Source organism: Streptomyces sp. NPDC060000, from assembly GCF_042737375.1.
In the GTDB taxonomy this organism is placed as follows: Bacteria; Actinomycetota; Actinomycetes; order Streptomycetales; family Streptomycetaceae; genus Streptomyces.
This window is the reverse complement of the sequence record NZ_JBHWUU010000021.1, coordinates 37,812-62,377: the sequence shown is the minus strand read 5'-3', so window position 1 is coordinate 62,377 and position 24,566 is coordinate 37,812. Positions and strand designations below refer to the sequence as shown.

General features: G+C 71.6%; 26 protein-coding genes. 15 read left to right on the top strand and 11 right to left on the bottom strand.

Annotation, left to right across the window (positions count from 1 at the left end):
- Window positions 1–11 precede the first annotated feature (11 nt).
- From ACFWBB_RS13850 to ACFWBB_RS13840, 3 genes are all read left to right on the top strand, one after another.
- The gene (locus tag ACFWBB_RS13850) at window positions 12–251 is read left to right on the top strand and encodes an SCO4848 family membrane protein (protein WP_362517561.1); all 240 of its coding nucleotides are present in this window, start codon (window positions 12–14) and stop codon (window positions 249–251) included.
- Window positions 252–253: 2 nt separating this feature from the next.
- Window positions 254–1,627 (top strand): metallophosphoesterase, encoded by a 1,374-nt coding sequence (locus ACFWBB_RS13845; protein WP_385270468.1) that lies wholly within the window; start codon window positions 254–256, stop codon window positions 1,625–1,627.
- Between the two features lie 193 nt (window positions 1,628–1,820).
- Window positions 1,821–3,374, top strand: a complete 1,554-nt coding sequence (locus ACFWBB_RS13840; protein ID WP_385270465.1) for an ABC transporter substrate-binding protein — start codon at window positions 1,821–1,823, stop codon at window positions 3,372–3,374.
- A gap of 81 nt (window positions 3,375–3,455) precedes the next feature.
- Here ACFWBB_RS13840 and ACFWBB_RS13835 read toward each other — a convergent pair whose 3' ends face one another.
- Entirely contained in the window at window positions 3,456–4,916 is a 1,461-nt protein-coding gene (locus tag ACFWBB_RS13835) for an ATP-binding protein (RefSeq protein WP_385270462.1), read from the bottom strand.
- The gene (locus ACFWBB_RS13830) at window positions 4,913–5,602 is read right to left on the bottom strand and encodes a response regulator transcription factor (RefSeq protein WP_385270459.1); all 690 of its coding nucleotides are present in this window, start codon (window positions 5,600–5,602) and stop codon (window positions 4,913–4,915) included. Before ACFWBB_RS13830 ends, ACFWBB_RS13835 begins: the two co-directional genes overlap by 4 nt.
- A 166-nt stretch (window positions 5,603–5,768) precedes the next feature.
- Between ACFWBB_RS13830 and ACFWBB_RS13825 the strand changes: the two genes are divergently transcribed.
- Complete coding sequence (locus ACFWBB_RS13825; protein ID WP_385270586.1) at window positions 5,769–8,168, top strand: MMPL family transporter; 2,400 nt, start codon at window positions 5,769–5,771, stop codon at window positions 8,166–8,168.
- A gap of 27 nt (window positions 8,169–8,195) precedes the next feature.
- Here ACFWBB_RS13825 and ACFWBB_RS13820 read toward each other — a convergent pair whose 3' ends face one another.
- The 4 genes from ACFWBB_RS13820 to ACFWBB_RS13805 form a co-directional block, all read right to left on the bottom strand.
- Complete coding sequence (locus tag ACFWBB_RS13820; protein ID WP_385270456.1) at window positions 8,196–9,002, bottom strand: TetR family transcriptional regulator; 807 nt, start codon at window positions 9,000–9,002, stop codon at window positions 8,196–8,198.
- A 10-nt stretch (window positions 9,003–9,012) separates the two neighbouring features.
- Window positions 9,013–9,522 carry a thiol-disulfide oxidoreductase DCC family protein gene (locus ACFWBB_RS13815; protein ID WP_385270583.1) on the bottom strand — a complete coding sequence of 170 codons (510 nt, stop codon included), beginning with the start codon at window positions 9,520–9,522 and terminating at the stop codon, window positions 9,013–9,015.
- Window positions 9,523–9,527: 5 nt separating this feature from the next.
- On the bottom strand, window positions 9,528–9,944 hold the full coding sequence (locus tag ACFWBB_RS13810; RefSeq protein ID WP_385270453.1) for a hypothetical protein: 417 nt from the start codon (window positions 9,942–9,944) through the stop codon (window positions 9,528–9,530).
- Window positions 9,945–10,044: 100 nt separating this feature from the next.
- Window positions 10,045–10,452 carry a VOC family protein gene (locus ACFWBB_RS13805; protein WP_385270450.1) on the bottom strand — a complete coding sequence of 136 codons (408 nt, stop codon included), beginning with the start codon at window positions 10,450–10,452 and terminating at the stop codon, window positions 10,045–10,047.
- Between the two features lie 139 nt (window positions 10,453–10,591).
- Here ACFWBB_RS13805 and ACFWBB_RS13800 point away from each other — a divergent pair, with 139 nt between their 5' ends.
- The 3 genes from ACFWBB_RS13800 to ACFWBB_RS13790 all read left to right on the top strand — a co-directional run bounded on the left by ACFWBB_RS13800 (window position 10,592) and on the right by ACFWBB_RS13790 (window position 12,057).
- Window positions 10,592–11,149, top strand: a complete 558-nt coding sequence (locus tag ACFWBB_RS13800; RefSeq protein ID WP_385270447.1) for a TM2 domain-containing protein — start codon at window positions 10,592–10,594, stop codon at window positions 11,147–11,149.
- Window positions 11,150–11,180: 31 nt separating this feature from the next.
- Entirely contained in the window at window positions 11,181–11,567 is a 387-nt protein-coding gene (locus ACFWBB_RS13795; RefSeq protein WP_385270444.1) for a DUF2752 domain-containing protein, read from the top strand.
- 226 nt (window positions 11,568–11,793) lie between these two features.
- Entirely contained in the window at window positions 11,794–12,057 is a 264-nt protein-coding gene (locus ACFWBB_RS13790; protein WP_385270441.1) for a TM2 domain-containing protein, read from the top strand.
- Window positions 12,058–12,140: 83 nt separating this feature from the next.
- Here ACFWBB_RS13790 and ACFWBB_RS13785 read toward each other — a convergent pair whose 3' ends face one another.
- From ACFWBB_RS13785 to ACFWBB_RS13765, 5 genes are all read right to left on the bottom strand, one after another.
- Window positions 12,141–12,902 (bottom strand): succinate dehydrogenase iron-sulfur subunit, encoded by a 762-nt coding sequence (locus ACFWBB_RS13785; protein ID WP_020131049.1) that lies wholly within the window; start codon window positions 12,900–12,902, stop codon window positions 12,141–12,143.
- Complete coding sequence (gene sdhA / locus ACFWBB_RS13780) at window positions 12,902–14,656, bottom strand: succinate dehydrogenase flavoprotein subunit (RefSeq protein ID WP_385270437.1); 1,755 nt, start codon at window positions 14,654–14,656, stop codon at window positions 12,902–12,904. Before sdhA ends, ACFWBB_RS13785 begins: the two co-directional genes overlap by 1 nt.
- A gap of 33 nt (window positions 14,657–14,689) precedes the next feature.
- Window positions 14,690–15,172: a succinate dehydrogenase hydrophobic membrane anchor subunit gene (locus ACFWBB_RS13775; RefSeq protein ID WP_385270434.1), complete on the bottom strand. Its 483-nt coding sequence runs from the start codon at window positions 15,170–15,172 to the stop codon at window positions 14,690–14,692.
- A 5-nt stretch (window positions 15,173–15,177) separates the two neighbouring features.
- Window positions 15,178–15,558 carry a succinate dehydrogenase, cytochrome b556 subunit gene (sdhC, locus tag ACFWBB_RS13770; protein ID WP_078504082.1) on the bottom strand — a complete coding sequence of 127 codons (381 nt, stop codon included), beginning with the start codon at window positions 15,556–15,558 and terminating at the stop codon, window positions 15,178–15,180.
- A gap of 248 nt (window positions 15,559–15,806) precedes the next feature.
- Entirely contained in the window at window positions 15,807–16,361 is a 555-nt protein-coding gene (locus ACFWBB_RS13765) for a 2-oxo-4-hydroxy-4-carboxy-5-ureidoimidazoline decarboxylase (protein ID WP_385270430.1), read from the bottom strand.
- Between the two features lie 177 nt (window positions 16,362–16,538).
- Here ACFWBB_RS13765 and ACFWBB_RS13760 point away from each other — a divergent pair, with 177 nt between their 5' ends.
- The 8 genes from ACFWBB_RS13760 (at window position 16,539) to ACFWBB_RS13725 (ending at window position 24,406) form a co-directional block, all read left to right on the top strand.
- Window positions 16,539–18,218 carry a glycoside hydrolase family 20 protein gene (locus ACFWBB_RS13760; protein ID WP_385270427.1) on the top strand — a complete coding sequence of 560 codons (1,680 nt, stop codon included), beginning with the start codon at window positions 16,539–16,541 and terminating at the stop codon, window positions 18,216–18,218.
- A 108-nt stretch (window positions 18,219–18,326) separates the two neighbouring features.
- On the top strand, window positions 18,327–19,019 hold the full coding sequence (locus tag ACFWBB_RS13755; protein ID WP_385270424.1) for a DUF4328 domain-containing protein: 693 nt from the start codon (window positions 18,327–18,329) through the stop codon (window positions 19,017–19,019).
- Window positions 19,020–19,093: 74 nt separating this feature from the next.
- On the top strand, window positions 19,094–19,648 hold the full coding sequence (locus tag ACFWBB_RS13750; RefSeq protein WP_385270421.1) for a hypothetical protein: 555 nt from the start codon (window positions 19,094–19,096) through the stop codon (window positions 19,646–19,648).
- 94 nt (window positions 19,649–19,742) lie between these two features.
- On the top strand, window positions 19,743–20,165 hold the full coding sequence (locus ACFWBB_RS13745) for a hypothetical protein (RefSeq protein WP_385270418.1): 423 nt from the start codon (window positions 19,743–19,745) through the stop codon (window positions 20,163–20,165).
- 212 nt (window positions 20,166–20,377) lie between these two features.
- Entirely contained in the window at window positions 20,378–21,010 is a 633-nt protein-coding gene (locus ACFWBB_RS13740) for an RNA polymerase sigma factor (protein ID WP_385270415.1), read from the top strand.
- A 93-nt stretch (window positions 21,011–21,103) separates the two neighbouring features.
- Entirely contained in the window at window positions 21,104–22,027 is a 924-nt protein-coding gene (locus ACFWBB_RS13735; protein ID WP_385270412.1) for a hypothetical protein, read from the top strand.
- Window positions 22,028–22,439: 412 nt separating this feature from the next.
- Window positions 22,440–23,099, top strand: coding sequence for an RNA polymerase sigma factor (locus ACFWBB_RS13730; protein ID WP_385270409.1), 660 nt, complete (start codon window positions 22,440–22,442; stop codon window positions 23,097–23,099).
- Complete coding sequence (locus ACFWBB_RS13725; protein ID WP_385270406.1) at window positions 23,099–24,406, top strand: hypothetical protein; 1,308 nt, start codon at window positions 23,099–23,101, stop codon at window positions 24,404–24,406. The genes ACFWBB_RS13730 and ACFWBB_RS13725 overlap by 1 nt, the downstream gene beginning before the upstream one ends.
- Window positions 24,407–24,566: the final 160 nt, after the last annotated feature.

Here is a 24,566-nt window from a genome sequence, read left to right as displayed (position 1 = left end):
ATACTGAACCCATGAAGCTCAGCCGCCCCGTCTCCTGGTTCCTGCTCGCCTTCGGGGTGTGGAGCTGGATCATCTGGGTCACTTTCGTCAAAAACCTGATCAAGGACAGCAGCGGACTCGCTTTCGACGACGGCGACCCCACGGCGTACTTCTGGGTACACCTGACGCTCGCTGTCGTCTCCTTCGTATTGGGGACGGTCGTCGGGGCCATCGGGTTGCGTGGGCTGCGCGCACTGCGGCAGGCGTCATAGCCGTGGTGATCGTCTTCGCGCTGCTCGCCCTGACCGTGCTGGTCGCGGTCAACTGGTACCTGTGGCGCCGGCTGTTCCGCGACACCACGCGCGGCCCCGGGCGGGTGCGCCGCGGTGGCGCGGTGCTCATCGCGGGCGGCTGGGTCCTGGCGATCGGCGCGCTGGTCGGCGAACGCACCGGGGCGCCCTTCTGGCTCCAGCGCGTCATGGCCTGGCCGGGCTTCCTGTGGCTGGCCCTGTCGGTCTACCTCCTGCTGGCCGTGCTCGCGGGCGAGGCCGTACGACCGCTGCTGCACCGCTTCCCGAAGAAGCGGGCGTCCGCCCCCGGGACCCCCGCCGCGACGCAGGCACCGCGGCCCCACCCGGAGCCCCACCCCGAGCCGGTCCCGCTCGGGGCAGCCGCTCCCGAGGCCCCCGAGCCCGAACGTCCGGAGCGCAGGGAGCAGGTGGCCGGGCAACCCGTGCCCGGGCAACCGGAGTCCGAGCAGCCGGAGACCGGAAAGCCGGAGTCCGGTAAGCCGGAGACCGACGGTCCCGCACAGCCCCCGTCGGCCCCCTCCCGGCGGCTCTTCGTCTCCCGGGCGGTGGGCGGTGCGGCCGCCGCGGTCGCCGTCGGGACGGTCGGCTACGGGACCTACGGCGTGCTGCGCGGGCCCCGGGTCAAGCGGGTCACGGTGCCCCTGGCCAAGCTCCCGCGCCGGGCCCACGGCTACCGGATCGCGGTCGTCAGCGACATCCATCTGGGCCCGGTCCTCGGCCGGGGCTTCGCGCAGCGGGTCGTCGACACGATCAACGCGACGCAGCCCGACCTGATCGCGGTCGTCGGCGACCTGGTCGACGGCAGCGTGAAGGACCTGGGCCCGGCGGCGGCCCCGCTCGCGCGGCTGAAGGCCCGCGAGGGCAGCTTCTTCGTCACCGGCAACCACGAGTACTTCTCCGGCGCCGAACAGTGGGTCCGGGAGGTGCGGCGGCTCGGTCTCGACCCGCTCGAGAACGCCCGTACGGAGCTGCCCTGGTTCGACCTGGCCGGCGTCAACGACATCGCGGGCGAGAGCGAGGGCCAGGGGCCCGACTTCGCCCGTGCCCTCGGCGACCGTGACACCACACGCGCGTGTGTGCTCCTCGCCCACCAGCCCGTCCAGATCCACGACGCCGTACGCCACGGCGTCGATCTCCAGCTCTCCGGCCACACCCACGGCGGCCAGCTGTGGCCCGGCAACTTCCTCGCGGCCGCCGCGAACCCGACCGTCGCGGGCCTGGAACGCTACGGCGACACCCAGCTGTACGTGTCCCGGGGCGCGGGCGCCTGGGGCCCGCCCACCCGGGTGGGCGCCCCCTCCGACATCACCGTCGTCGAACTGGCCTCGAACGCCTGACATTCCGTCAAAAGCCTGTGCGGGACTGTGAAACCCGGCCGAAACACGGCGTCGGTAAGTTCTTTCCCATCTCGCCAGAAGTCTCTTCCCTCGTGTGAAACACGTGTGATTAGGTGAGCCCGCCGCCAAGGGGAGCGGCACTTTCTTCTGTGGACTGGGCCCGTCTGGCGGCCTGGGGAGGCAGGGCATCACCATGCGATCTGTTCGCATGCGGATCCTCCTGACGCTGCTGGTTCTCGCGGTCGTCGGAGTGGGCGGCTGGCAATTACTGCCGTCGCAGGACAGCGGTGGAGCGACCATCAAGGTCGGCACCACGGACACCGTCACCTCGCTCGACCCGGCGGGCGCCTACGACGCCGGTTCGTGGGCGCTGTTCAGCAACGTCTTCCAGTCGCTGCTGACGTACCTGCCGGGCGGGGTCTCGCCGGTGCCGGACGCGGCGAAGAACTGTTCCTTCGTGAAGGGCAGTCTCACCACGTACACCTGCGAGCTGCGCGACGACCTCACCTTCGGCAACGGCGACAAGGTGACCGCCGAGGACGTGAAGTTCTCCTTCGACCGGGTCAAGAAGATCCACTCGGATGTCGGCCCGGCGTCCCTGTTCTCCACCCTGAAGTCGGTGGACGCCAGGAACCTGACCGTCACCTTCCACCTGTCGTCGCCGGACGCCACCTTCCCGTTCAAGGTGGCCACCGGAGCCGGCTCGATCGTCGACCACGCCCACTACCCGGCGGACGCGCTGCGTGTCGGCAGCCGCGTCGACGGCACCGGTCCGTACGAGCTGACGGCGTACACCAAGGGCAAGCAGGTCCTGCTGTCGCCCAACTCGCACTACAGGGGCGCCGTTTCGACCGGTTCCCCCGTCGAACTGCGCTACTACGCCGACCCCGACGCCCTGGAGAAGGCCTGGAAGGCCAAGGACATCGCGGCCGCGACGCGTCAGCTGCCGCCCGCGGTGCTGGCCGCCCTCGACACCAGCGACCCCGACCAGCGCGTCTACGAGGCCGAGGGCTCCGAGACCCGCAACCTGTACTTCAACACCCGCTCCGGCTCCCCGCTGCACGACACGGGCGTCCGCAGGGCGATGGCCTGGCTGATCGACCGCGACCAGCTGGCCGAGAGCGTGTACGACGGGACCGTCGAGCCGTTGTACTCGCTCATCCCGACCGGCATCACCGGCCACACCACCTCCTTCTTCGACAGCTACCCGGACCGGAACTCCGGCAAGGCGCGCAAGCTCCTGAAGTCGGCCGGCGTCAGCATCCCGGTGAAGTTCACCTACGGCTACGGCCTGGGCAGCGGCGCCGCGGCGGCCGAGGCCAAGGAGCTCAAGCGGCAGCTGGAGGCGAGCGGCCTGTTCGAGGTGGACGTCAAGGGTTACGAGTGGACCGACTTCCAGAAGCGCTGGGCCACCGGCAAACTCGACGCGTACGCCGTCGGCTGGGTCGCCGACTACCCCGACCCGGACACCTTCGCGGGCCCGCTGGTCGGCACCGGCTCCACCATGAACACCGGCTACAGCAGCAAGAGCGTCGACGGCTACATCGCCGGAAGCCGGCAGTTCGCCGACCGCAGCAGGGTCGCCGACGACTTCCGCAAACTCCAGCAGGACATCGCCGAGGACGTGCCGGCCGTCCCGCTGTGGCAGCGCAAGGAGTACGTCGTCACCGGCGCGGACATCGGTGGTGGCCAGTTCCTGGCGGACGGCAACGGGGTGTTCCGCCTCTGGAAACTCGACTGGATCTGAACCGGTCTCCCTCCCGGCTCGCGGGCCCGATCCCGTGAGCCGGGCACGCACCGTCCCTGAAGACCGAGCGGGCGTGAGTCCTCAGAGGCAGGCCTTCGGGCGGGCGGGCAGCGTCACCGTCACGGCGAGTCCCTCGCCCGGGGCCGTCCGCACGCTCACCTCCCCGCCGTGCGCCTGTACGACGCCCTGCACGATCGCCAGGCCGAGCCCGCTGCCCGCACCGCCGCCGGCCCGGAAGAAACGGTCGAAGACCCGCGCCGCGTCCTCCGGGGCCAGCCCCGGCCCCTCGTCCTCCACGGACAGCCGTACGACCCCGTCCACCCGCTCCACCCCGAGCCGCACCGGCACCTCGGCCGACGTGTGCGTGCGGACGTTGGCCACCAGATTGCCCAGCACCTGCCGCAGCCCCGACTCGTCGGCCCGCACCAGCACGGCCCCGTCGGCCTCGACGGTGACCGGCCGCCCGGGCTGCTGCGCGCGCAGGTCCTGCGCCGAGTCCCGCACCAGACGGCTCACGTCGACGCCCCGCAGCCGCAGTTCGGGCCGCTGGTCGAGGCGGGCCAGCAGCAGCAGTTCGTCCACCAGCCGGCCCATCCGGTCCACCTCACCGTTCATCCGGTCCCAGGCCCGCCGGCGCTCCTCGGGCTCGACCAGCATCCCCTGGTCGTACAGCTGGAGATAGCCGCGGATCGCGGAGAGCGGGGTGCGCAGTTCGTGCGAGGCGTCGGCCACGAAGCGACGCAGCTGCGCCGCGCTGCGCTCGCGCGTGCGGTACGCCGTCTCCACCTGGTGGAGCATGGAGTTCAGCGCGAGCCGCAGCTGTTCGACCTCCTGGGTGGGATGGTGGCTGGAGGGCACGCGCCGGGTCAGGTCGCCCTCGGCGATCGCCGACGACGTCTCCACCATGTCCTCCAGCGGCCGCAGCCGCCGCCGCACGCTGAACAGGGTCAGACAGGCGAGCAGGGCCAGCAGCAGCGTCCCCACCGCGAGATCGAGCTTCAGGGCCTTCGCTATGCCCCGGTGGAGGGCTTCGGTGGAGGTGGCCAGCAGGATGTACGTGCCGTCGGAGAGCCGGGTCGCCGTCACGCGGTAGGTGTCACCGTGCACGGTGACGTCGTGCGGGTCGGTGTCGGCGGTGAGGGCACGCGGGTCGTGCACCGCGTCCGCGAGGCCGCGCTGGGCGTCGGTGGGCGCGACGCCGAAGAGGGTGAGGGCCGTGCCCCGCCCGTCGACTGCGGTGAAGACCGAGTCCGGAGCCGGCCGCGCGTCCGTGCCCTGCGCGTCCGTGTCCTGGGGGGCGAAGCGGTCACTGACGACGCTCAGCACGGACAGCGAGTCGATCTGGCGCAGGGTGAGCCGGGCACTGCCGAGCGAGTCGCGCGTCTTCGTCAGCCCGGTGTCCACCTGGCCGAGCAGATAGTGCCGCATCCCCATCAGGCTGACGGCGGTCGCGACGACGACGCCGAGCGCGAGCAGCCCCACGTTCGCCGCCGTCAGCTTGGCGCGCAGGGAGTGGACGCCGTGCCGGTGGATCCGCTTCACGCCAGCCCGTATCCGACGCCCCGCCGCGTGGTGATCACCGGCGGTCCCAGGACGTCCAGCTTGCGCCGCAGATAGCTGATGTAGGTCTCGACGACCGTCGACTCCGGCGGGGTGTGCTCGTACTGCCAGACATGGCGCAGGAGTTGCTCCTTGGGCACGATCCGGCCGCCGTTGCGCACCAGGAAGCGCAGCAGGGCGTACTCGGTGGGGGTGAGCTCGACCGAGCGGCCCGCGCGGTGCACGCAGTACGTCGTCTCGTCGAGCTCCAGGTCGCCGTAGCGCAGCGGCGGCCGCTGTGCGAGGACGTCGGCCGGCCGGGTACGGCGCAGCACGGCGCTGACGCGGGCGACGACCACGTCGATGTCGAAAGGTTTGGTGATGTAGTCGTCGCCGAAGCCGAGGGCGCCGACGATCTCGGCCGGCGCGTCCCGCGCGGTGAGGAACACCAGCGCCAGGTCGGGCCTGCGCGCCCGCAGTTCACGCCCCAGCGCCCGGCCGTCGCCGTCCGGCAGCATCACGTCCAGCAGGGCCACGTCCGGCTTTGTGCGGTCGGCGAGGGCGAGTGCCTCGCGTACCGAGCCCGCCGTCATGACCTCGAAGCGGTGGTAGCGCAGGGCGATGGAGAGGACGTCCGCGATGCTCGGTTCGTCCTCCACGACCAGCACGGTGCCGGAAGCCGTCGTCATGCCCCCAGTATCGACGGGACCACCGGTGACCGGGCCGGTTCGCGCTTTGGAGTTCCTTGAGAGTCATGCGCGCCGCACGCCACGCACGCGTGGCGCCCCCGATGCTGTTGCGCAGGACCTGGGGGACCGACCGACGATCTGTTGAAGGAGATTGAGCGTGGCAGCATTGGCGCGCTGGTGCTATCGGCACCGGCTGGTGGTCCTGTTGCTCTGGGTGGGGGCGCTGTTCGGTCTGGGATTCTCGGCCTCGACGGCGGGCACGGACTACGCGAACGTCTTCTCCCTCCCCGACACGGACTCCAAGAAGGCGTACGACCTGATGGAGAAGGCGTTCCCGGCGAGCGCGGGCGACACCGACACGGTCGTGTGGAAGGTCGACGAGGGCTCGGTACGGGACCAGACCGTGCGGTCCCGGATCCAGCCCGTGCTCGACGGGATCGCGAAGATGAAGGGGGTCGGCGGGGTCGCCGGCCCGTACGCGGGGGACGCGGCGCGGATCAGCGGCGACGGGCGGATCGCCTACGCCCAGATCACCTTCACCGAGCAGGCGAACGCCGTACCGAAGGAACTCGTCCAGGACGTCGTCGACACCGCGCGGGCCGCCGGACGGGACGGCCTGGAGGTCGAGGTGGGCGGCCAGGCCGTCCAGCGGGTCCAGGAACCGCCCACCGGCCTCGCCGAGATGGTCGGCCTCGCGGCGGCGGCGGTCGTCCTGTTCCTGGCCTTCGGCTCGCTGTACGCGATGCTGCTGCCGCTCGCGGTGGCCGTCTTCGGCGTCGGCATGGGTCTGTTCTCGACCCAGCTGCTGAGCCACGTCACCGACATTCCGGACCTGGCCCCGCTGCTCTCCTCGCTGATCGGCCTCGGCGTCGGCATCGACTACGCCCTGTTCATCGTCACCCGGCACCGCAAGGGCGTGCTGCGCGGCCTGGACCCGGAGGAGTCGGCGGTCACCGCCCTCAACACGTCGGGCCGGGCCGTGCTGTTCGCGGGCGGCACGGTGTGCATCGCGCTCGCCGGCATGCTGGTGACGAACCTGCGCTTCCTGGACGGCGTCGTCATCGGCACCTCGGTGACCGTGGTCCTGAGCGTCCTCGCCGCGACGACCCTGCTGCCCGCGCTGCTCGGCTTCCTCGGCGCGCGCGTGCTGAGCCGTAAGCAGCGCCGCCTGCTGGCCGCGACGGGGCCGGAGCCCGAGAAGGCCGGCAGTCCCGCGGCCCGCTGGTCGATGGGCGTGCAGCGCCGTCCGCGCACGATCGCCGCGCTCGCGCTGGTCGTCATGGCCGTCCTCGCGCTCCCTGTGCTGTCGCTCCGCCTCGGCGCCACCGACCAGGGCAACGACGACGCCTCGACAACCACCCGGAAGGCCTACGACCTGCTCGCCGAGGGCTTCGGACCGGGCTTCAACGGCCCCCTCCAGGTGGTCGTGGACGGCGGTGACGCCACCGCCCTGACCCAGGGCATCAAGGACACGCCCGGCGTCGCCCAGGTGGCCGCGCTGCCACCCGCGCGCGGGGTCACGGTCATCCAGGTGGTGCCCACGACCTCGCCGCAGTCCGAGCAGACGGACACCCTGATCGACCGGCTGCGCGACGACGTCATCCCCGGGTCCGGGGCGCAGGCGCACGTGGGTGGCGTCACGGCGGTCTCCAAGGACTTCGCCACGGTCACCGGCGACCGCCTGCCCCTCTTCATCGCCACCATCATCGGCCTGGGCTTCCTGCTGCTCCTGGTCGCCTTCCGCTCCCTGGTGGTGCCGCTGACGGCCGCCGTGATGAACCTGGTGGCGGCCGCGGCCTCCTTCGGCGTGCTCGTGGCGGTCTTCCAGTGGGGCTGGGGCCTGGACCTGCTCGGCCTCGGCAAGGAGGGGCCGATCAACGCCTTCCTGCCCGTCATCATGCTGTCCCTGCTCTTCGGCCTGTCGATGGACTACCAGGTCTTCCTGGTCAGCCGGATGCACGAGGAGTGGGTGCACACCAGGGACAACGCGCGAGCGGTCCGCGTGGGCCTCGCGGAGACCAGCCGGGTCATCAACTCCGCCGCCCTGATCATGGTCTGCGTCTTCCTCGCCTTCGTGCTCAGCGGTGACTCGGGCGCGGCGATGGCGGGCGTCGGCCTGGCGGCCGCGGTCGCGCTGGACGCGTTCATCCTGCGTACGGCGCTGGTGCCGGCCGCGATGCACCTGCTCGGCGACTCCAACTGGTGGCTGCCCGGGTGGCTGGAGAAGCGGCTGCCGCATCTCGCGGTCGAGCCCAAGGAGGAGGCGGCGGGGACGGTCACGGCGGGCGGGGGACCGGCCTCGGTGGTCCACGGCTTCGTCCGGAACACGGCCGGCGACCCGGTCGAGGGCGCGACGGTCGCCCTGGTGTCGCGGGACGGCCGGGAAGCGGACCGGGTCACCTCCCTCGCCGACGGCTCGTACATCCTGTCCGTCCCGGCCCCGGGGACGTATCTGCTGTCGACGACGGCCGAGCCGCCCCTGCTGAAACGCGCCCGGCAGCTGACGGTCGCGGGAGAGCCCCTGGTGTACGACGTGGAGCTGGAGGAGGGCGCCGAGGTCGGCTGACTCACGCCTCGGCCGGACCCGGCCCGCTCATTCCTCGGCCGGGCCCGGCGGGCGCTTCTTCGCCGGGTCCGGGAGGGCGTTGGTCATGCCGGGCAGGAAGTCCGTGAACAGGTCGTGCACCTCGAGGACGAGCGGCCGCAGCACCCGGAACCGGGCCAGCGCCACACCCCGCGCGGTGAGGCGCGCGCCCCGCCCGGCCAGCCGGTAGCTGCGCTCGCGCCCCTCCGTACGGTCGTAGATCCAGTACATGACGAGGCCCATCTGGGAGAGCCACATCAACTCGGGCAGCACCTCACGCAGTTCCTCGGGCACCTTCGCCTTCGAACCGGCGAGCACCTCCTTGTGGACGGCGATGGCCTCCGCGCGCGCGTGCTCCGACTCGGCGGAGAAGGGGCTGAGCGGGCTGTCCGGGTCGGCGGCGTTCTTGAAGAACTGGACCGCGAACTCGTGGTACGGCTTGGCCACGTCCAGCCAGACCCGCAGCACCCCCGCCAGCCGGGCCTCCAGACCGGTCTCCCGCGCCAGGACGTCCCGGACGGCCTCCCGGTGCTCGGCGGCGAGCCGGTCGTAGAAGCCCTGGATCAGGTGCTCCTTGCCGGCGAAGTAGTAGTACGCGTTGCCGACCGAGACCCCGGCCTCCTGGGCGATGGCCCGCATCGTCGTCTTGTCGTAGCCGCGCTCCTGGAACAGCCGCATCGCCGTCTCCAGGATCAGCGCGCGGGTCTGCTCGGACTTGGACGCGGGGGCGGCCTCATGACGTCCGGTCGCGGAAGCGCCCTCATGGGGCTCGGTCGGGGAAGCGGCCTCGGCGGGACCGTCGTTGTTCGCGGGCACGTACCTGAGCCTAGCCAGTGGAGCAGGCGCCGTCGGCACAGGTGGGCGGGTTGTAGGCCCAGCCCAGCTGCGGGTCGTACGACCATCCGTCGCCACGGCGGTAGACACCCCCGCCCCATCCGGCGGCCTGCCCCTGTCCTTCGCGCCACTTGGCGGCGGCGAGCACGGCGCCCCGCGCGAGCTTCACCCCGGCGGGGGTGCTCAGCCGGTGGGACAGCGGACGGTACTCGCGCAGCGCCCAGAGGGTGACGATCCAGGCCGCGGCGCCCTGGTAGACCTGACCGGAGTCGCCGACGACGGTGATCTCGTCGAGGGTCGCGCGATGGTCGAGGCCGGGGAAGCGGGCGGCCGCCTCCGCCGACCCCGCCGGGACGAACTCCAGCGGCACCAGTTGCGCCTGCCGGCCCAGCCAGTCGCGCAGGAACCCGCACAGAGAGCATCCGGCGTCGTGGAGCACGGTGAGCCGGCGGACCGGGACGCGCGGGGCGTCCCGGTCGGCGGCGGCCCGAGCGGCGGCCATCGTGCTCACGCCCCGGTGGCGGGCGCCGAAGGGGCGGTCCAGCCCTGTGGGGCGACCGGCGGGACCTGCTCCCGCTCCATGATCCCGCGCCGCCGGATCCGGTTGAGCACGTACACGTTGGCCAGGTGCATCGCCCCCAGCACCAGCAGCACCACGCCCACCTTGGTCGACAGGGCCTCGAAGATGCCGCGGGTGTCCTCGATGGTGTCGTCGCCGCTCAGGTAGAGGGCGACGAAGCCGAGGTTGACGAGGTAGAAGCCAACCACCAGGAGGTGGTTCACGGCGTCGGCGAGCTTCTCGTTCCCCTGGAGCACGTCGGCGAGGAAGATCCGGCCGTTGTGGCTGAGGGTCCTGGCCACCCAGATGGTCAGACCGATGCTGATCACCAGGTAGACGACGTAGGCGATGACCGTGCGATCCATGTTCCCCACCATTCTTGAACGCGTTCAAAACGCTGTCATGGATGACTGTAGCGCTTGTTTTGAACACGTTCAACTGGGGGAGGGTCGTTGCCTCGCGGCCCTAACGCCTCGCCAGCTCGGGCCGCTTGAGGTAGTCCGTGAGCCCGAAGACGTTCCCCCACGGATCGGCGATCTCGACGGTCCAGCCGGTGGACGTGGAGAACGGTGGACCCAGGGGGGCGATGCCGGTCCCGGCGAGCCGCCGGGCCGCCGCCCGCGCGTCCGGCACCTCCAGCCAGACGCGCGGGGACGGCCAGGGCGGCGGCCGGTGCCCCAGGGCCTCCTCCTGCCGCAGCAGGATCCCAGGAGTCTCGCCCCCCACCTTCAGCAACACGATCCCGGCCTCGTCGAAGCGCAACCCCACCGTGAACCCGGCCCGTTCGTAGAAGTCGGCGGCCTCGCCGAGGTCGCCGACGGGCAGCAATACGTTGTCGAAGCCGAGCAGCTCGTAAGACTGGTCATCTGACATGCCGTCAGATTAGGTGTACGGGGCCCGAAAACCCGTCAAGAGCACCCCGGTCTCCGCGTGGCGGGTTTTCTGCTGCAAGATGTCCTGCACTCGTCCCACCTGCGGATGATCCGATCACCTGACTTCGGGGGAACACATCTTGTCCGAAACACCGCAGCAGCCCGAACAGCCCCAGCAGCCGTCTCAGCATCCCCAACAGCCGCCGCAGCAGCCGCCGCATCCCGGCTACGGATACCCCGCCGCGGGCCCCGGCGCCCCGTACGATGCGGGCCAGCCGGGCCAGCCGGGCCAGCCGGGCCAGCCGGGCCAGCCGGGCCAGCCCGGGCCCGGCCCCTACGGCTACCCCCAGCCCGGCCCGCCGCCGTACCCGGGCTACGCCCAGCCCGGTTATCCCGGCCCCGGCTATCCCAACCCCGGTTACATACCCCCCGGCACCTTCACCGGCGACCCCCAGGCCCCGTACGGGTACGACCCCTTGGGCCGCCCCTACTCCGAGAAGTCGAAGGTCGTCGCGGGCGTGCTCCAGCTCGCCCTGGGCAGCTTCGGCGTGGGCCGGTTCTACATGGGTGACGTCGGCATCGGCCTCGCCCAGCTGTTCACCTGTGGCGGCCTCGGCATCTGGGCACTGATCGACGGCATCATCCTGTTGGTCAGCGACGACAAGACCGACTCCGACGGGCGGATCCTGCGTGGCTGACGCGGAGCGCCTCTCCGCGAGGTGTTCGGCCGTGCTGCGGCATCCGGCGGCGGCGGCCCTCGCGGTCCTCGCCGCCGGCGCGGCGGGCTCCGCGTATCTCTACGTCACCGACCCGCACCAGCCCGGCCACTTGCTCCCGCAGTGCCCCTTCCGGTTCCTCACCGGTCAGCTCTGCCCCGCCTGCGGCGGCACCCGCATGGTGTACGACCTGATGCACGGCCACTTCACCCGGGCCTGGCTCGACAACCGCGTCCTGCTGCTCGCCTCGCCGTACGCGCTCACCCTCCTGGCCCGCTGGATGTGGGCGGGTCTGCACGGCCGCACCTGGCATCCGAGCCTCAGCCCGAGGGCGATGACGGTGGTCCTCGGTGTCGCGGTGTCATGGACCGTGGTTCGCAACGTAGTTGACGGATTTTGATCACGGATCAGGAACGATAGATCTTCTGTACTCCCTCTTTACCCTCTGTTTTATCTAGGCTCACCTGTCACAGGGGGAACGTCCTGGCATGGCCGAGCCGTGCGGGGACGTGGGTCGAGATCGGTCGACGTCGGTCGACGCGGGTGTCATTCGCGTCGCATCCCTCCTGCACTCCCTTTCGGAGCAGGCCGTCCCGGTCTCCCGCAGCACCTCAGGAGCAGTTCTCATGACCGTCCCCACCCCGCAGGCCCCCTACGGGGTCGACCCGCTGGGTCGTCCGTACTCCGACAAGTCCAAGATCGTCGCCGGTATCCTCCAGATCTTCCTGGGCGGCCTCGGCATCGGACGCTTCTACGTCGGCTCCGTCGGTGTGGGCGTCGCCCAGCTCCTCACCTGTGGTGGCCTCGGCATCTGGTCACTGGTCGACGGCATCCTGTTCCTCACCAGCAACGAGCGCACCGACAAGCAGGGTCGTGTCCTGCGCGGCTGACCCCGGCCCGGCAACGCGGCGAGGGCCCCGCTCCTGGTGGAGCGGGGCCCTCGCCGTGTCGCAGGGCTCGGAAGCCGACAGGCTCAGAAGCGGCGCGTGATGAGCGCCCGCTTCACCTCCTGGATCGCCTTCGTGACCTCGATGCCACGCGGGCAGGCGTCCGTGCAGTTGAACGTCGTGCGGCAGCGCCAGACGCCGTCCTTGTCGTTCAGGATCTCCAGGCGCTGCTCACCCGCCTCGTCGCGCGAGTCGAAGATGAAGCGGTGGGCGTTCACGATCGCCGCCGGGCCGAAGTACTGGCCGTCGTTCCAGAACACCGGGCAGGACGACGTGCAGGCCGCGCAGAGGATGCACTTCGTCGTGTCGTCGAACCGCTCACGGTCCTCGGCGGTCTGGAAACGCTCGCGCGTGGGCTCGTTCGTGTCCTTCGTGATGAGGAAGGGCATGACGTCCCGGTACGCCTGGAAGAACGGCTCCATGTCGACGACCAGGTCCTTCAGGACCGTCAGGCCCTTGATGGGCTCGACCGTGATCGGCTTCTCGGGGTTGATGTCCTTGATCAGCGTCTTGCACGCGAGGCGGTTCTTGCCGTTGATCCGCATCGCGTCCGAACCGCAGATGCCGTGGGCGCAGGAACGCCGGAAGGTCAGCGTGCCGTCGACGTCCCACTTGATCTTGTGGAGACCGTCGAGCACGCGCTCCTTCGGGTCGATCTCCAGCGTGAAGTCCTGCCAGACGGCCTCCGCCGAGACCTCCGGGTTGAACCGGCGGACCCGGAAGGTGACCGTGATGTACGGAGAGGCCGCGGACTCCGCCTCGACCTTGTCCAGAACGGGGGTTGCCATCAGTACTTACGCTCCATCGGCTGGTAGCGGGTCTGCACGACCGGCTTGTAGTCGAGACGGATGGACTCGGTGCCGTCGTCGCCCACCTCGCGGTACGCCATGGTGTGGCGCATGAAGTTGACGTCGTCGCGGTTCGGGTAGTCCTCGCGGTAGTGACCGCCGCGGGACTCCTTGCGCGCCAGCGCCGACACCGCCATGACCTCGGCCAGGTCGAGCAGGTTGCCCAGCTCGATGGCCTCCAGCAGGTCCGTGTTGAACCGCCTGCCCTTGTCCTGGATCGAGACGTTGCGGTAGCGCTCGCGCAGCTCGGCGAGCTTCTCGACCGCCGTCTTGATCGTCTGCTCCGTGCGGAACACCATGACGTTCGCGTCCATGGTCTCCTGGAGCTCGCGGCGCAGTTCCGCCACCCGCTCGGTGCCGGTGGACGCGCGCAGGTGCTCCACCTGGTCGATCACCTGCTGGGCGGGGTTCTCCGGCAGCTCGACGTACTCCGCCTTCTGCGAGTAGTCGGCGGCGGCGATGCCGGCCCGCTTGCCGAACACGTTGATGTCGAGCAGCGAGTTCGTGCCCAGCCGGTTGGCGCCGTGCACCGAGACACAGGCCACCTCGCCGGCCGCGTACAGGCCCGGGACGACCGTCGTGTTGTCGCTGAGGACCTCACCCTGGACGTTCGTCGGGATGCCGCCCATCGCGTAGTGCGCGGTGGGCTGGATCGGGATCGGGTCCGTGTACGGCTCGATGCCGAGGTAGGTGCGCGCGAACTCCGTGATGTCCGGGAGCTTCGCGTCGAGCTGCTCCGGCGGGAGGTGGGTGAGGTCGAGGTAGACGTGGTCGCCCTCGGGGCCGCAGCCGCGGCCTTCCCGGATCTCCGTGTAGATCGAGCGGGAGACGACGTCACGCGACGCCAGGTCCTTCATGACCGGCGCGTACTTCTCCATGAAGCGCTCGCCGTCCTTGTTGCGGAGGATGCCGCCCTCACCGCGGGCGCCCTCCGTCAGCAGGATGCCCATGCGCCAGATGCCGGTCGGGTGGAACTGGAAGAACTCCATGTCCTCCAGCGGCAGACCGCGGCGGTAGACCGCCGCCTGGCCGTCGCCCGTCAGCGTGTGCGCGTTCGACGTCACCTTGAAGAACTTGCCGGTGCCGCCGGAGGCGTAGATCACGGCCTTCGCCTGGAAGACGTGGATCTCGCCGGTGGCCAGCTCGTACGCGACCACGCCCGCCGACCGCTGCACGCCGTCGACCTCGGTGAGCAACTGGTCCAGGACGTAGAACTCGTTGAAGAACTCCACGCCCTCCTTGACGCAGTTCTGGTACAGCGTCTGGAGGATCATGTGACCGGTGCGGTCGGCCGCGTAGCAGGACCGGCGGACCGGGGCCTCGCCGTGGTTGCGGCTGTGACCGCCGAAGCGGCGCTGGTCGATCGTGCCGTCGGGCGTCCGGTTGAACGGCAGGCCCATCTTCTCCAGGTCGAGGACGGAGTCGATGGCCTCCTTCGCCAGGATCTCGGCGGCGTCCTGGTCGACCAGGTAGTCACCGCCCTTGACCGTGTCGAAGGTGTGCCACTCCCAGTTGTCCTCCTCCACGTTGGCCAGCGCGGCGGCCATGCCGCCCTGCGCGGCGCCCGTGTGGGAGCGGGTGGGGTAGAGCTTGGTCAGCACGGCGGTGCGGCTGCGCTTCGTCGACTCGATCGCGGCGCGCATACCGGCGCCACCTGCGCCGACGATGACGGTGTCGTACTTATGGATCTTCATGAGTGGTTCTCTCAGTCCCTCGGTCCCGTGCGCCTAGCGGATGTTCGGGTCGAAGGTGAAGATCACCAGCGTGCCCAGCAGGATGGTGAACACCGTGGCGGTGTAGAGCAGGCCCTTCAGCCACAGCCGGGTGTTCGCGCGCTCCGCGTAGTCGTTGATGACCGTCCGCAGGCCGTTCGCCCCGTGCAGCATCGCGAGCCACAGCATCAGCAGGTCCCAGACCTGCCAGAACGGGGAGGCCCAGCGACCGGCGACGAAGGCGAAACCGATCTTGGAGACACCGCCGTCCAGCACGAGCTGGATCAGCAGGTGGCCCAGGACCAGGACGACCAGCACGACGCCCGACAGGCGCATGAACAGCCAGGCGGCCATCTCGAAGTTGCCCCGGGTGGACTTCGGGGTCTTCCTGGTGCGCTTGCGCGGGGCCTCGATGAGGGGCGCCGGGTTGTCCACGTCGTAGAAGGGGCCGCCCTCGACGGGGCCGATCCCGGCTGCGGTGGTTTCAGTGGTGGCCATCGGTGTCAGCTCCCGAACAGTTCACGAGCGGCGTGGCCGAGGACGGGGTAGATCGCCCCGAGCATCAGCACCAGCCACAGGCCGACGACGCTCCAGAGCATCTGCTTCTGGTAGCGCGGGCCCTTCGACCAGAAGTCGACGGCGATGACGCGCAGGCCGTTGAGCGCGTGGAAGAGGATGGCGGCCACGAGGCCGTACTCCAGCAGCGCCACGATCGGCGTCTTGTAGGTGGCTACGACCTTGTCGTAGTCCTCGGGGGAGACACGCACGAGGGCGGTGTCCAGCACGTGGACGAACAGGAAGAAGAAGATGAGGACGCCGGTGACTCGATGAGCCACCCAGGACCACATTCCTTCCCGGCCGCGGTACAGCGTTCCAGCCGGCACGGAAGAACCCTCCGGGAGCGGGGATTGGAGCCTGCCGGCTTGGGTGTCGGACGGGCCCGGCCGGGTACGGTCCACCGGCCCCCAGCATCGTAGCCAGCCGTCGGCCCGGCGCTTACAGGGGGCCTACCGGTGTGATCAAAGTGGCACGCGTTTGGGTTAGCGTCCCCGGCTTTGGGGGTGGGTTGTGCGGTTATGTGCCCGGTGCGGGGGCGTTGTGGCTGGTCGCGCCCCGCGGGGCGGCGCGTATGTCACAGCCCCGCGCCCCTGAGCCGGCTCACCAGTCGTGCCTTTCCGAGGAGGCGGAGTTCCTCCGCCGCGACGACCCGTTCGTCCTCGGGATCGTTTGTCAATCGTGACCGGATGGCCTCCAGGACGTGGTCCAGGGACTCGTTCGGGGGGACGGACGACAGGCAGATGACGAACGCGTGTCCGAATCTGGCCTCGTAGGCCGCGTGCGCCGCGTTCAGCGCCGTGTGCGCCGCGCCGTACGCGTCCTCCGGCAGTGCGGGGAGGGACTCCGCCGCCAGCGCCTCCGCAAGATCGCCCGGGCTCAGGTCGTACGCGGCCTCGTCGGAGGCGGCCAGAAGGGCGTCGAGCGTCGGATAGGGGCGGTGATCGGCCACGCGCCGGGCCCAGCGCAGGCTGCGGAGACAGCCGAGGAGGGTGTGGTGGACCTCGTCGGCGGACGCGGTGTTGAAACCGTCCAGCAGCGGTGCGGGTGAGGTCCGGGTCTGCGCCGGTATGGCGAGACGGCCGGAGAGAGGGGAGAGAGGGTGCGCAGGCAGCGGAGATCCTCGCGTCACGTGTGGTGTGGCAGGGGATGCAGTGAAGGGTGTGTCGTCACGTTATCGAGAGTGGTCAGGACGTGTCCGACCGATGCCTGAATTTCACCCGGACGAGAGAGTTTCGGAATGTGTCGTGGACTCCGTCACGCCGGGCTCGACGCGCTTCGGGCGGCTGAGGGTCGTACGGTTGGCGGGGTGAGCAGGCACAGGCATCGGCGCCGGGCGCCGCAGAGGAAGCCGCAGCAGCAGGTGGTCACACGAGCACTGCTGGCGGGCGGGCTGGTCGCCGCGCTGGGCGCGGGCCTCGGCGTGTGGGCCTCGTCGGACGACGACGACACCACTCCCGCCGGATCGGCCGCCTCCCGGCAGGCCACCGCGGGGACGTCCGCCGCCGGCGACGGCGGCGCCTCCGCCGCCCGCGCGGTGAGCCCCACGCCCAGCCGCTCCTACGCCCTGTCCACCACCCCCCGCACCATCCCCGCCGTCCGCGCCCACACCCCGGCGCGCGGACCGGGCTGGAAGCCGCAGTCCACGCGCCGGGTGGTGGTGAGCGACGCAGGACTCGCCGACGAGGGGCGGCTGGTCGCCGGTGAGCTCGGGCTGACGTACGCCGGGGAGAGGAACGACGTACGCGCCGGGGACCTGCGACTGGCGCTCAACGACGACGAGGGCGCGAACCCGGAGTCGTACACCATGACCGTGCGCGGCGGGCGGGTCACCATCAGCGCGCCCACCGACACCGGCGTGTTCTACGGCACCCGCACCCTCAAGCAGGAGGTGCACGGCGGCGGTACCGCGCCGGAGGGCGTCGTGCGCGACCAGCCGGCCAAGCCGCAGCGCGGGTTCACGCTGGACATCGCGCGCAAGTACTTCAGCCCCGCCTGGATCGAGGACCGGGTGCGTGAGCTCGGCGACCTGAAGTACAACCAGCTCGGCCTGCACTTCTCGGACGACCAGGCCTTCCGGATCGAGTCCGACAGCCACCCGGAGATCGTCGCCCGACAGCACCTCACCAAGGCCGAGGTGAAGAAGATCGTCGACCTCGCGGCGAGCCGGCACATCACCGTCGTGCCCGAGATCGACTCGCCGGGGCACCTGGGCGCCGTCCTCGCCGCCCACCCCGAGCTGCAGCTGCGCAACGCGAGCGGGGTGGCGACCCGCGGGGCGATCGACATCTCCAAGGACGACTCCGCGAGCCTCCTCGACGACCTGCTGGACGAGTACGCCGACGTCTTCCCCGGCGCCTACTGGCATCTCGGCGGCGACGAGTACCAGGCACTGACGGTGTCCAGCCCGGCGGCCTTCTACCCCCAGCTCGCCGCCGCCGCGACGGCCCGGTACGGCTCCGGCGCGGGCGTCGCCGACCTCACCACCGGCTGGCTGAACGACCGCGCCGACGCCGTCCGGGCCCACGACCGGACCATGCGGGTGTGGAACGACGGGTTCTTCCGCGGCACGTCGGTCAAACCGGCCTCCGACCTCGTGGTCGCGTACTGGACGGGCAAGGAGATCGGGGCGCGCCCGCCGGTGGAGTACCTGAGCGCGGGGCGCAAGATGCTCAACTACAACGACGAGTACCTCTACTACGTCCTCGGTGAGCCGAACGACTTCGCCTATCCGACCGGACGGCGGATCTACCAGCAGTGGACCCCGCGGGTGCTGCGCGGCACGGCACCGGTCGCCGCGAAGTACGACGCCCAGATCCTCGGCGGCTCCCTCTCGGTGTGGTGCGACCTCGCTAACTCCCAGACGCAGGCCCAGGTCGCGGCCGGCATCCGGATGCCCCTGCGGGCCACCTCCCAGAAGCTGTGGGACGCGGGCACACCGCCGCTGACCTGGACCCAGTTCACGGCACTGGCGAACAGGCTCGGCTGATTTCCGCTGGACGTACGGCGTAGGTGAACCGTATGTTCCGCGTGCTGCCGCGCGTGAGGCTCAGGGGAGAGCCGGGCGCGGCCTTCACACGGACCCCGGGGGATCCTCATGCTGCGCTCACCTGTCACGCTCGCGCGGGCGGCTGCCGCCCTGCTCGGCCTCGTCATCGCCGCCGACCTGTTCGCCCTGTGGGCGGACTTCGTCACGTACGACGTCACGGGCGACATCGCCGACGGCGCGCTCGGGGAGTCGGCCCGGGCCCAGCGCGCGGACCGGCTCCTGGACTGGGCCGGATACGTCCAGACCGCGGCCCTGCTCGCCTGCGTCGTCGTGTTCCTGTGCTGGTTCCACCGGGTGCGGGTCAACGCCGAGGTGTTCCGGCCGGACGGACACAGCAAGTCGCGCGGCTGGGCGATCGGCGCCTGGTTCACCCCGGTCGTGAATCTCTGGTACCCGCGCCGGATCGCGCTGGACATCTGGGACGCCAGCAGCCCCGGCACCGCCTGGGACCGGCCCCGGCCGCACGGGCTGGTCAACGCCTGGTGGGCGATGTGGATCGTGTCGCTCCTGGCCGACCGGGCGAGTTCCCGGAAGCACGCCAGGGCCGGGACCGCCGGGACGGCCGAGGAGATCTACAGCGCCATGCCCCAGGTGATCTTCGCGGACCTGGCCGACCTCGTCGCGGCCGCCCTCGCGATCGCCTTCGTCCTGCGGCTGACCCGGATGCAGAACGAGAAGGCACTGCACGGACCGGGCCCGGTGGCGCCGTCGCCGGAGTTGGCCGAAAACCCTGCCCTGTGACACTCCTGGCCCGTCGCACGCAGTAAGGGGAAGTGCGGGCTCCGTAAGGTCGGTGCCCTGGCGAGGAGGCGTGGATGAGCCTGGTGGAACTGATCGCTCAGGCCGACGAACGCGGACTGGCCGCCAGCGGGCTGGCTTGTTTGGATCGGTGCGTACCGCTGCTCGGAGGTGACGACGAGATCCTGCGACCGTTGTGGGGCAACCTCACCGAGGACTCCGACGCCGCCGACTGGGGAGACCTGCTGCAACAGGCGCGCGGCAAGGTCGCGTCCGCGGCCGAGGAGGACGACGAGGCCAAACTGCTCGCCCGCCGGATGCTGGCCGCCGCCCCCGACGACCGCTCCGCCGCCGGGGTACGGCTCTGGGCCGACGCCTGCTCCGTCGCCTCGCTTCAGATCCACCGCCTCCTCGACCCGGCGAAGGACGCCTCCCCGCTCGACGCCCGCCGCGAGGGCCGTACCGAGGGCATGCCGCCCCTCGTCGCCGCCGAACTGCGTCGCCAGATCACGGTCCTGGAGGTGCTCTCCGGCCACGGCGCGGGCGGACTCCGCCGGGCCCTCGAGATATCGACAGAGGGGCGCCGGGTGCTGCGTGCGGTGGTCTCGCGGCGGGCTCGTGGACGTAAGTGAGCGGAGTGCGGGGGAAGTGGGTCGGTCCTGCACCGGTCTCGGAAAGGCCCCGGAAACGAGTGACGCCACCGCCGCCGACCTCGCTCTTCCCAGTGTGACGCGTAGGACGACCGACCACACCGCCCGGACCGCAGAGCCGGCCCCCCGTCCCACCGCCGCCGCCAAACCCGTGCGGTGGGCGGCGGAGGCGGTGGCCGCCGCGCCCGGCGCCGTCCGGCCCCACCTCGACCACTCACCGCAGAGCCTGTGGCGCGTCGACCGCATGATCGAGGAGCTGCGGCGCGAGGGCTCGCCGTACCCCGCTGTCGCGGATGCGCTGCGCGGCCTCGGCTCCTACGCCGGCGAGGTGATCGTCCGGCAGACCGGCGCCGAGTGGTGGGGCTCCGCGGGCGACCACTGGGTCCGCACCCCCGACGGCCGCCTCTGGGAACCGCTCGACGAGTCCCGCCGCTGCTTCGCCGGCCACGGCTCCCTGCGACTGTTGTGCCGGGACGCGATGCGGGGAGCCGGTCGTTAGGGCGCGGGGCCCGCTTCACGGCCTCGATGCCGGCGGAGCATGACGACTTCTTTCCTGGTGGGTGGTCATACGGTTCCTCAGCAGTCCGAGCGCGCGCTGTGACACTTCCGTGGAGTCCGACGCTGATGACCGTGGGGGCGTGGCCGCGTCCGGACCCGGGGTCCGACGGGGGAGTCGCGCGCCGGACGAACTCCGCACGAACGAGGACAGTCTTGGGCCAGGGAGGGGAACCCCGGCGCGCGCACGCGTACGACGGGGAACTGGGCGCGGCCGTGACGCGGGCCCAGGACGGTGACGAGGCCGCGTTCGCCGTGGCGTACCGGATCGTGCAGCCCGGACTGCTCGGCTACCTGCGCGGGATCGTCGGCGACGACGCCGAGGACGTGGCCTCCGACGCCTGGCTGGAGATAGCCCGGGACCTGGGGCGGTTCAAGGGCGACGGTGCCGGTTTCCGCGGCTGGACGGCGACCATCGCCCGGCACCGGGCTCTCGACCATCTGCGCCGGCTGCGGGTCAGGCCCCGGTCGGCGGTGCTGGACCAGGACGTCGTCCTCGACCTGCCCGGCCCGCACAGCACCCACGACCAGGCACTGGAGTCGCTCTCCACCGAACGCGCCCTTGAGCTGGTCCGCGGGCTGCCGCGCGACCAGGCGGAAGCGGTGCTGCTACGGGTGGTCGTGGGACTGGACGGACCCGCCGCCGCCCGCGTCCTCGGCAAGCGCCCCGGCGCCGTCCGTACGGCCGCGCACCGGGGCCTGAAGCGGCTGGCCCGCGAACTCGGCGACCAGGGCACCGGCGAGGGTGTGACGGATGGCGGCTCCCGGACGCTGGGGGAGTCGATATGAACGGCGGGGGCCGTACACCGTATGGATCAGTGACGGACGCGGCCACCAGGTCGGACGGCCTGATCGGACGGACGGGACAGAGGCGGAAACGGAATGGGTGAACGGCTGAACGACGGCGCGGGCCACAGCCGTCGGCGCGCGCGTCCTCCACACATTGCGGACGCCGCGGCCGACGTCGAAGCCCCTGCCACCGCCGACACCCCACGCACTGCGACACCCGCGCTGGAGGCCCTGCTCGTCCGGGCCCTGCGCGCCCGGGCCCCGCGCGGGACCGGCGACGGCGAGCGGCGGGCCGTCGCAGCCTTCCGGGCCGCCCGGGACGCGGGCGCGCACCAGGCCCGTACCCGGCGCCGGGACGACTGGCGGCCCCGGGCCCGGCGGCACACCGCCCGTTCGCTGAGGGCCACGCTCTCCGTGCTGGTCGCCGGCCTCGCGCTGGGCGGGGTCGCCTTCGCCGCCGTCGGCTCCGCCGGTGACGGCCATGCCGACGCCGCGGGCCGCCCCGAAGGGTCGGCGACCGCGTCCCGGGCCCGGTCCACCGGCGCCTCCGCGAGCCCGCCGCCGACCGTCCCCGCCGACCGGGACCGTCCCCTGGGCGCCAAGGACACCGAGGCCCACTGCCGTGCCTACGAGAAGGTTCACGGGCGGGGCAGGGCGATGGACTCCACGGCCTGGCAGCGGCTCGTCACGGCGGCGGGCGGCGAGGGGAACGTCGCGGCGTACTGCGCGGCGCGGGACGGACTGAACGTCGAGAAGTCCGCGAAGGCCGGCAGGACAGCCAAGGCACAGAAGTCCGCGAAGGCCGACAAGTCCGCGAAGGCGCAGAAAACCGCGAAGGCCGACAAGTCCGCGAAGGCGCAGAAAACCGCGAAGGCCGACAAGTCCGCGAAGGCGCAGAAGACCGCGAACGCCGGCAGGAGTCCGAAAGCCGGTGGGACAGCCGACCCCGACACGGCCCCCGAGGCAGCGAAGTCCCCGCAGGCGGAGGAGATCCGGAAGGCCGCCAAGGCCCACTAGACCGTCGGCGCCGACGCCACCGTCGAGGCCGGAAAGACCGGCAAGGCAGCCGAGAGCGGGGCCGATGGCGGGGCCGGGAAGACCGGCAAGGCCGCCGGGAGCGGGGCCGATGGCGGGGTAAACGGTTGCCGCCAAGGCAACGGCCGGGGCCGCCACCCCCCACAGGAGAGGCCCCGGCCGTCGCGCGGCACGGGCCGCGCGGCGGCCCGTACTCCCTACAGCGCCATGAGTGCGTTTTCTGTCACACCCCCGGCGCATCCCCTCGCGTCACGAGTTAGTTGCATGTTCTACGGACATGGACGTGCGGCTGTTTCAGGTCGTAACGTGCCTTTCGCGCCGGACGGCCAAGCGGCAGACCACCGCAACGACCTGCGGTCCACGGACCGCGAACCATCGACCGAGGAACCACGACGTGGGGGACGACGCGGAGCTGACAGCCGCGGTGCTCGCGGCACAGAACGGGGACGAGACCGCGTTCCGTACTGTGTACCGCGCGGTGCACCCGCGGCTGCTCGGGTACGTACGGACGCTGGTCGGCGACCTCGACGCCGAGGACGTGTCCTCCGAGGCCTGGCTCCAGATAGCCCGGGACCTGGAGCGGTTCAGCGGCGACGCGGACCGCTTCCGCGGCTGGGCCGCCCGGATCGCCCGCAACCGCGCCCTGGACCACATCCGCATGCGCGGGCGGCGCCCGGCGACCGTCGGCGACGAGACCGAGCTGACCGGCCGGGCCGCCGAGTCCGACACCGCGGGGGAAGCCATCGAGGCGCTGGCCACCGGCCGCACCCTCGGCCTCATCGCCCGGCTGCCGCAGGACCAGGCCGAGGCCGTCGTCCTGCGGGTCGTCATGGGACTGGACGCCAAGACGGCCGCCGAGACGCTCGGCAAGAGACCCGGCGCCGTGCGGACGGCCGCCCACCGCGGTCTGAAGAAGCTCGCCGAACTGCTCGGCGAGGATCCGGAGACGGCCGGCGTGCTCGACGCACTGCCGCCGCAGCGCGAACCGCGCTCGCGTGCGGTGACGTCCGCGGGTGTGACGCATACGCGCGCGCGGACGCAGAAGGACATGTGATGGCCGACAAGCAGGACAGGTGGCTCGACCGCGAAACGGCGGAGCGTCTGCTGCGCGGAGAGTCACCGGACAACGCTGTCGACGGCCCGGCCGGGGAAGAGGCCGAACGGCTCTCCAGGACCCTCGACGCGCTCTCCGCGCTGGCCGCCGAACCCCTGCCCGGCGACGACGAACTCCCCGGCGAGGCCGCGGCCCTGGCCGCCTTCCGCAAGACCCACGCGGACCGTGCCGACCTCGCCCGCCGTGCCGGTCCCGTCGGCCGCGCCGACTCCGCCCCGGGTGCCGCCGGACCGGCCGGACTCTCCGGACTCGCCGGTGGGACCACGGCCGCCGCCGGTCGGCCCCGTGCCGTGCACGCCGACGACGCCGGGCTGGTGCGCATCGGCGGCCGGATCCCGGAGGCCGGCGGCCGCAGCCGTTGGAGCCGGCCCGCCCGTCTGGGCCTGGCCGCCGCGCTGGCCGCCGGGATGGTGGGTGGGATCGCGGCCGGGACGGGAGTCCTGCCGAGCCCGTTCGACGGCACCGGACCGGCCCGCCCCGTGGCATCCGTCCCGGCGGCCGTGCCGCCGGACGAGCACTCGCTCGCCTCACCCTCGCCGGACGCCCCGGGCGGCGACTCGGGCCCGGCGGCACCGGACGGCGGCACGGACGGCACCGGCCGTGAGGGCGTGGGCAAGGGGAACACCGGCGACGACGCCTCGGCCGCGCCGGGCGCCCGCGGCACCTGGCCGGCCGGCGTGACCTCGTCCTGCCGCGATCTGAGCGCCGGCCGGACCCTGGACACCGAGCGCCGCCGGACCCTGGAGCACCTCGCGGGCGGCCCGACGCGCGTGCCGAAGTACTGCGCGGGCGTCCTCGGCGGGACCCCCGCAGGTAACCCCCACGGCGACGACCGCACCTCGAACGGCACGGCCGGCCGGAACAGCGGGAACAGCGGGAACAGCGGGAACAGCGGGAACAGCGGGAACAGCGGGAACGGCGGGAACAGCGGGAACGGCGGGAACGGCGGACAGAACCAGGACGACCGCGGTAGTCACGGCGGCGGCTCGGGCGACAAGAGCGGTTCCGGCGGTGGTTCCGATGACGACGACGATGACGGTGGCCGTGATCGTGACGGCCACGGTGGCGGCCATGGCGGCGGCCATGGCGGCGGTGGCGGTGGCCATGGCCATGGCGGTGACGGCCGTCAGGGCATCGGGTCCGGTCGATCGGGCGGCGGCTCCGTCAGGCAGGGCCACCCGGGTGGCTCCGGCGGCCACGGCCACTCCGGCGGGTCGGCCGCCAGCTCGTCCTCCCACCACCGCTGACCTGCGGCTTCGCGAATCGCGAAAACTTTCTTCGCGAGGGGTGTGACGTTTTTGGCGGCCGGGGCGCAGTAACAAGTGAGCCGACTGGTCATCGGCCCTTGCATCGAGCCGGGGGTTCCCCCCGTACCTTCGGCTCGTGCGCTCGGCGCGGGCGGGACAC

Coding starts and splice junctions, on each gene's coding strand:
- ACFWBB_RS13850 (WP_362517561.1), top strand. CDS start 12: ATGAAGCTCAGCCGCCCCGTCTCCTGGTTCCTGCTCGCCTTCGGGGTG.
- ACFWBB_RS13840 (WP_385270465.1), top strand. CDS start 1,821: ATGCGATCTGTTCGCATGCGGATCCTCCTGACGCTGCTGGTTCTCGCG.
- ACFWBB_RS13830 (WP_385270459.1), bottom strand. CDS start 5,602: ATGACGACGGCTTCCGGCACCGTGCTGGTCGTGGAGGACGAACCGAGC.
- ACFWBB_RS13815 (WP_385270583.1), bottom strand. CDS start 9,522: ATGGCCGCCGCTCGGGCCGCCGCCGACCGGGACGCCCCGCGCGTCCCG.
- ACFWBB_RS13810 (WP_385270453.1), bottom strand. CDS start 9,944: ATGGATCGCACGGTCATCGCCTACGTCGTCTACCTGGTGATCAGCATC.
- ACFWBB_RS13805 (WP_385270450.1), bottom strand. CDS start 10,452: ATGTCAGATGACCAGTCTTACGAGCTGCTCGGCTTCGACAACGTATTG.
- ACFWBB_RS13790 (WP_385270441.1), top strand. CDS start 11,794: ATGACCGTCCCCACCCCGCAGGCCCCCTACGGGGTCGACCCGCTGGGT.
- ACFWBB_RS13785 (WP_020131049.1), bottom strand. CDS start 12,902: ATGGCAACCCCCGTTCTGGACAAGGTCGAGGCGGAGTCCGCGGCCTCT.
- sdhA (WP_385270437.1), bottom strand. CDS start 14,656: ATGAAGATCCATAAGTACGACACCGTCATCGTCGGCGCAGGTGGCGCC.
- ACFWBB_RS13775 (WP_385270434.1), bottom strand. CDS start 15,172: ATGGCCACCACTGAAACCACCGCAGCCGGGATCGGCCCCGTCGAGGGC.
- ACFWBB_RS13755 (WP_385270424.1), top strand. CDS start 18,327: ATGCTGCGCTCACCTGTCACGCTCGCGCGGGCGGCTGCCGCCCTGCTC.
- ACFWBB_RS13750 (WP_385270421.1), top strand. CDS start 19,094: ATGAGCCTGGTGGAACTGATCGCTCAGGCCGACGAACGCGGACTGGCC.
- ACFWBB_RS13735 (WP_385270412.1), top strand. CDS start 21,104: ATGGGTGAACGGCTGAACGACGGCGCGGGCCACAGCCGTCGGCGCGCG.
- ACFWBB_RS13725 (WP_385270406.1), top strand. CDS start 23,099: ATGGCCGACAAGCAGGACAGGTGGCTCGACCGCGAAACGGCGGAGCGT.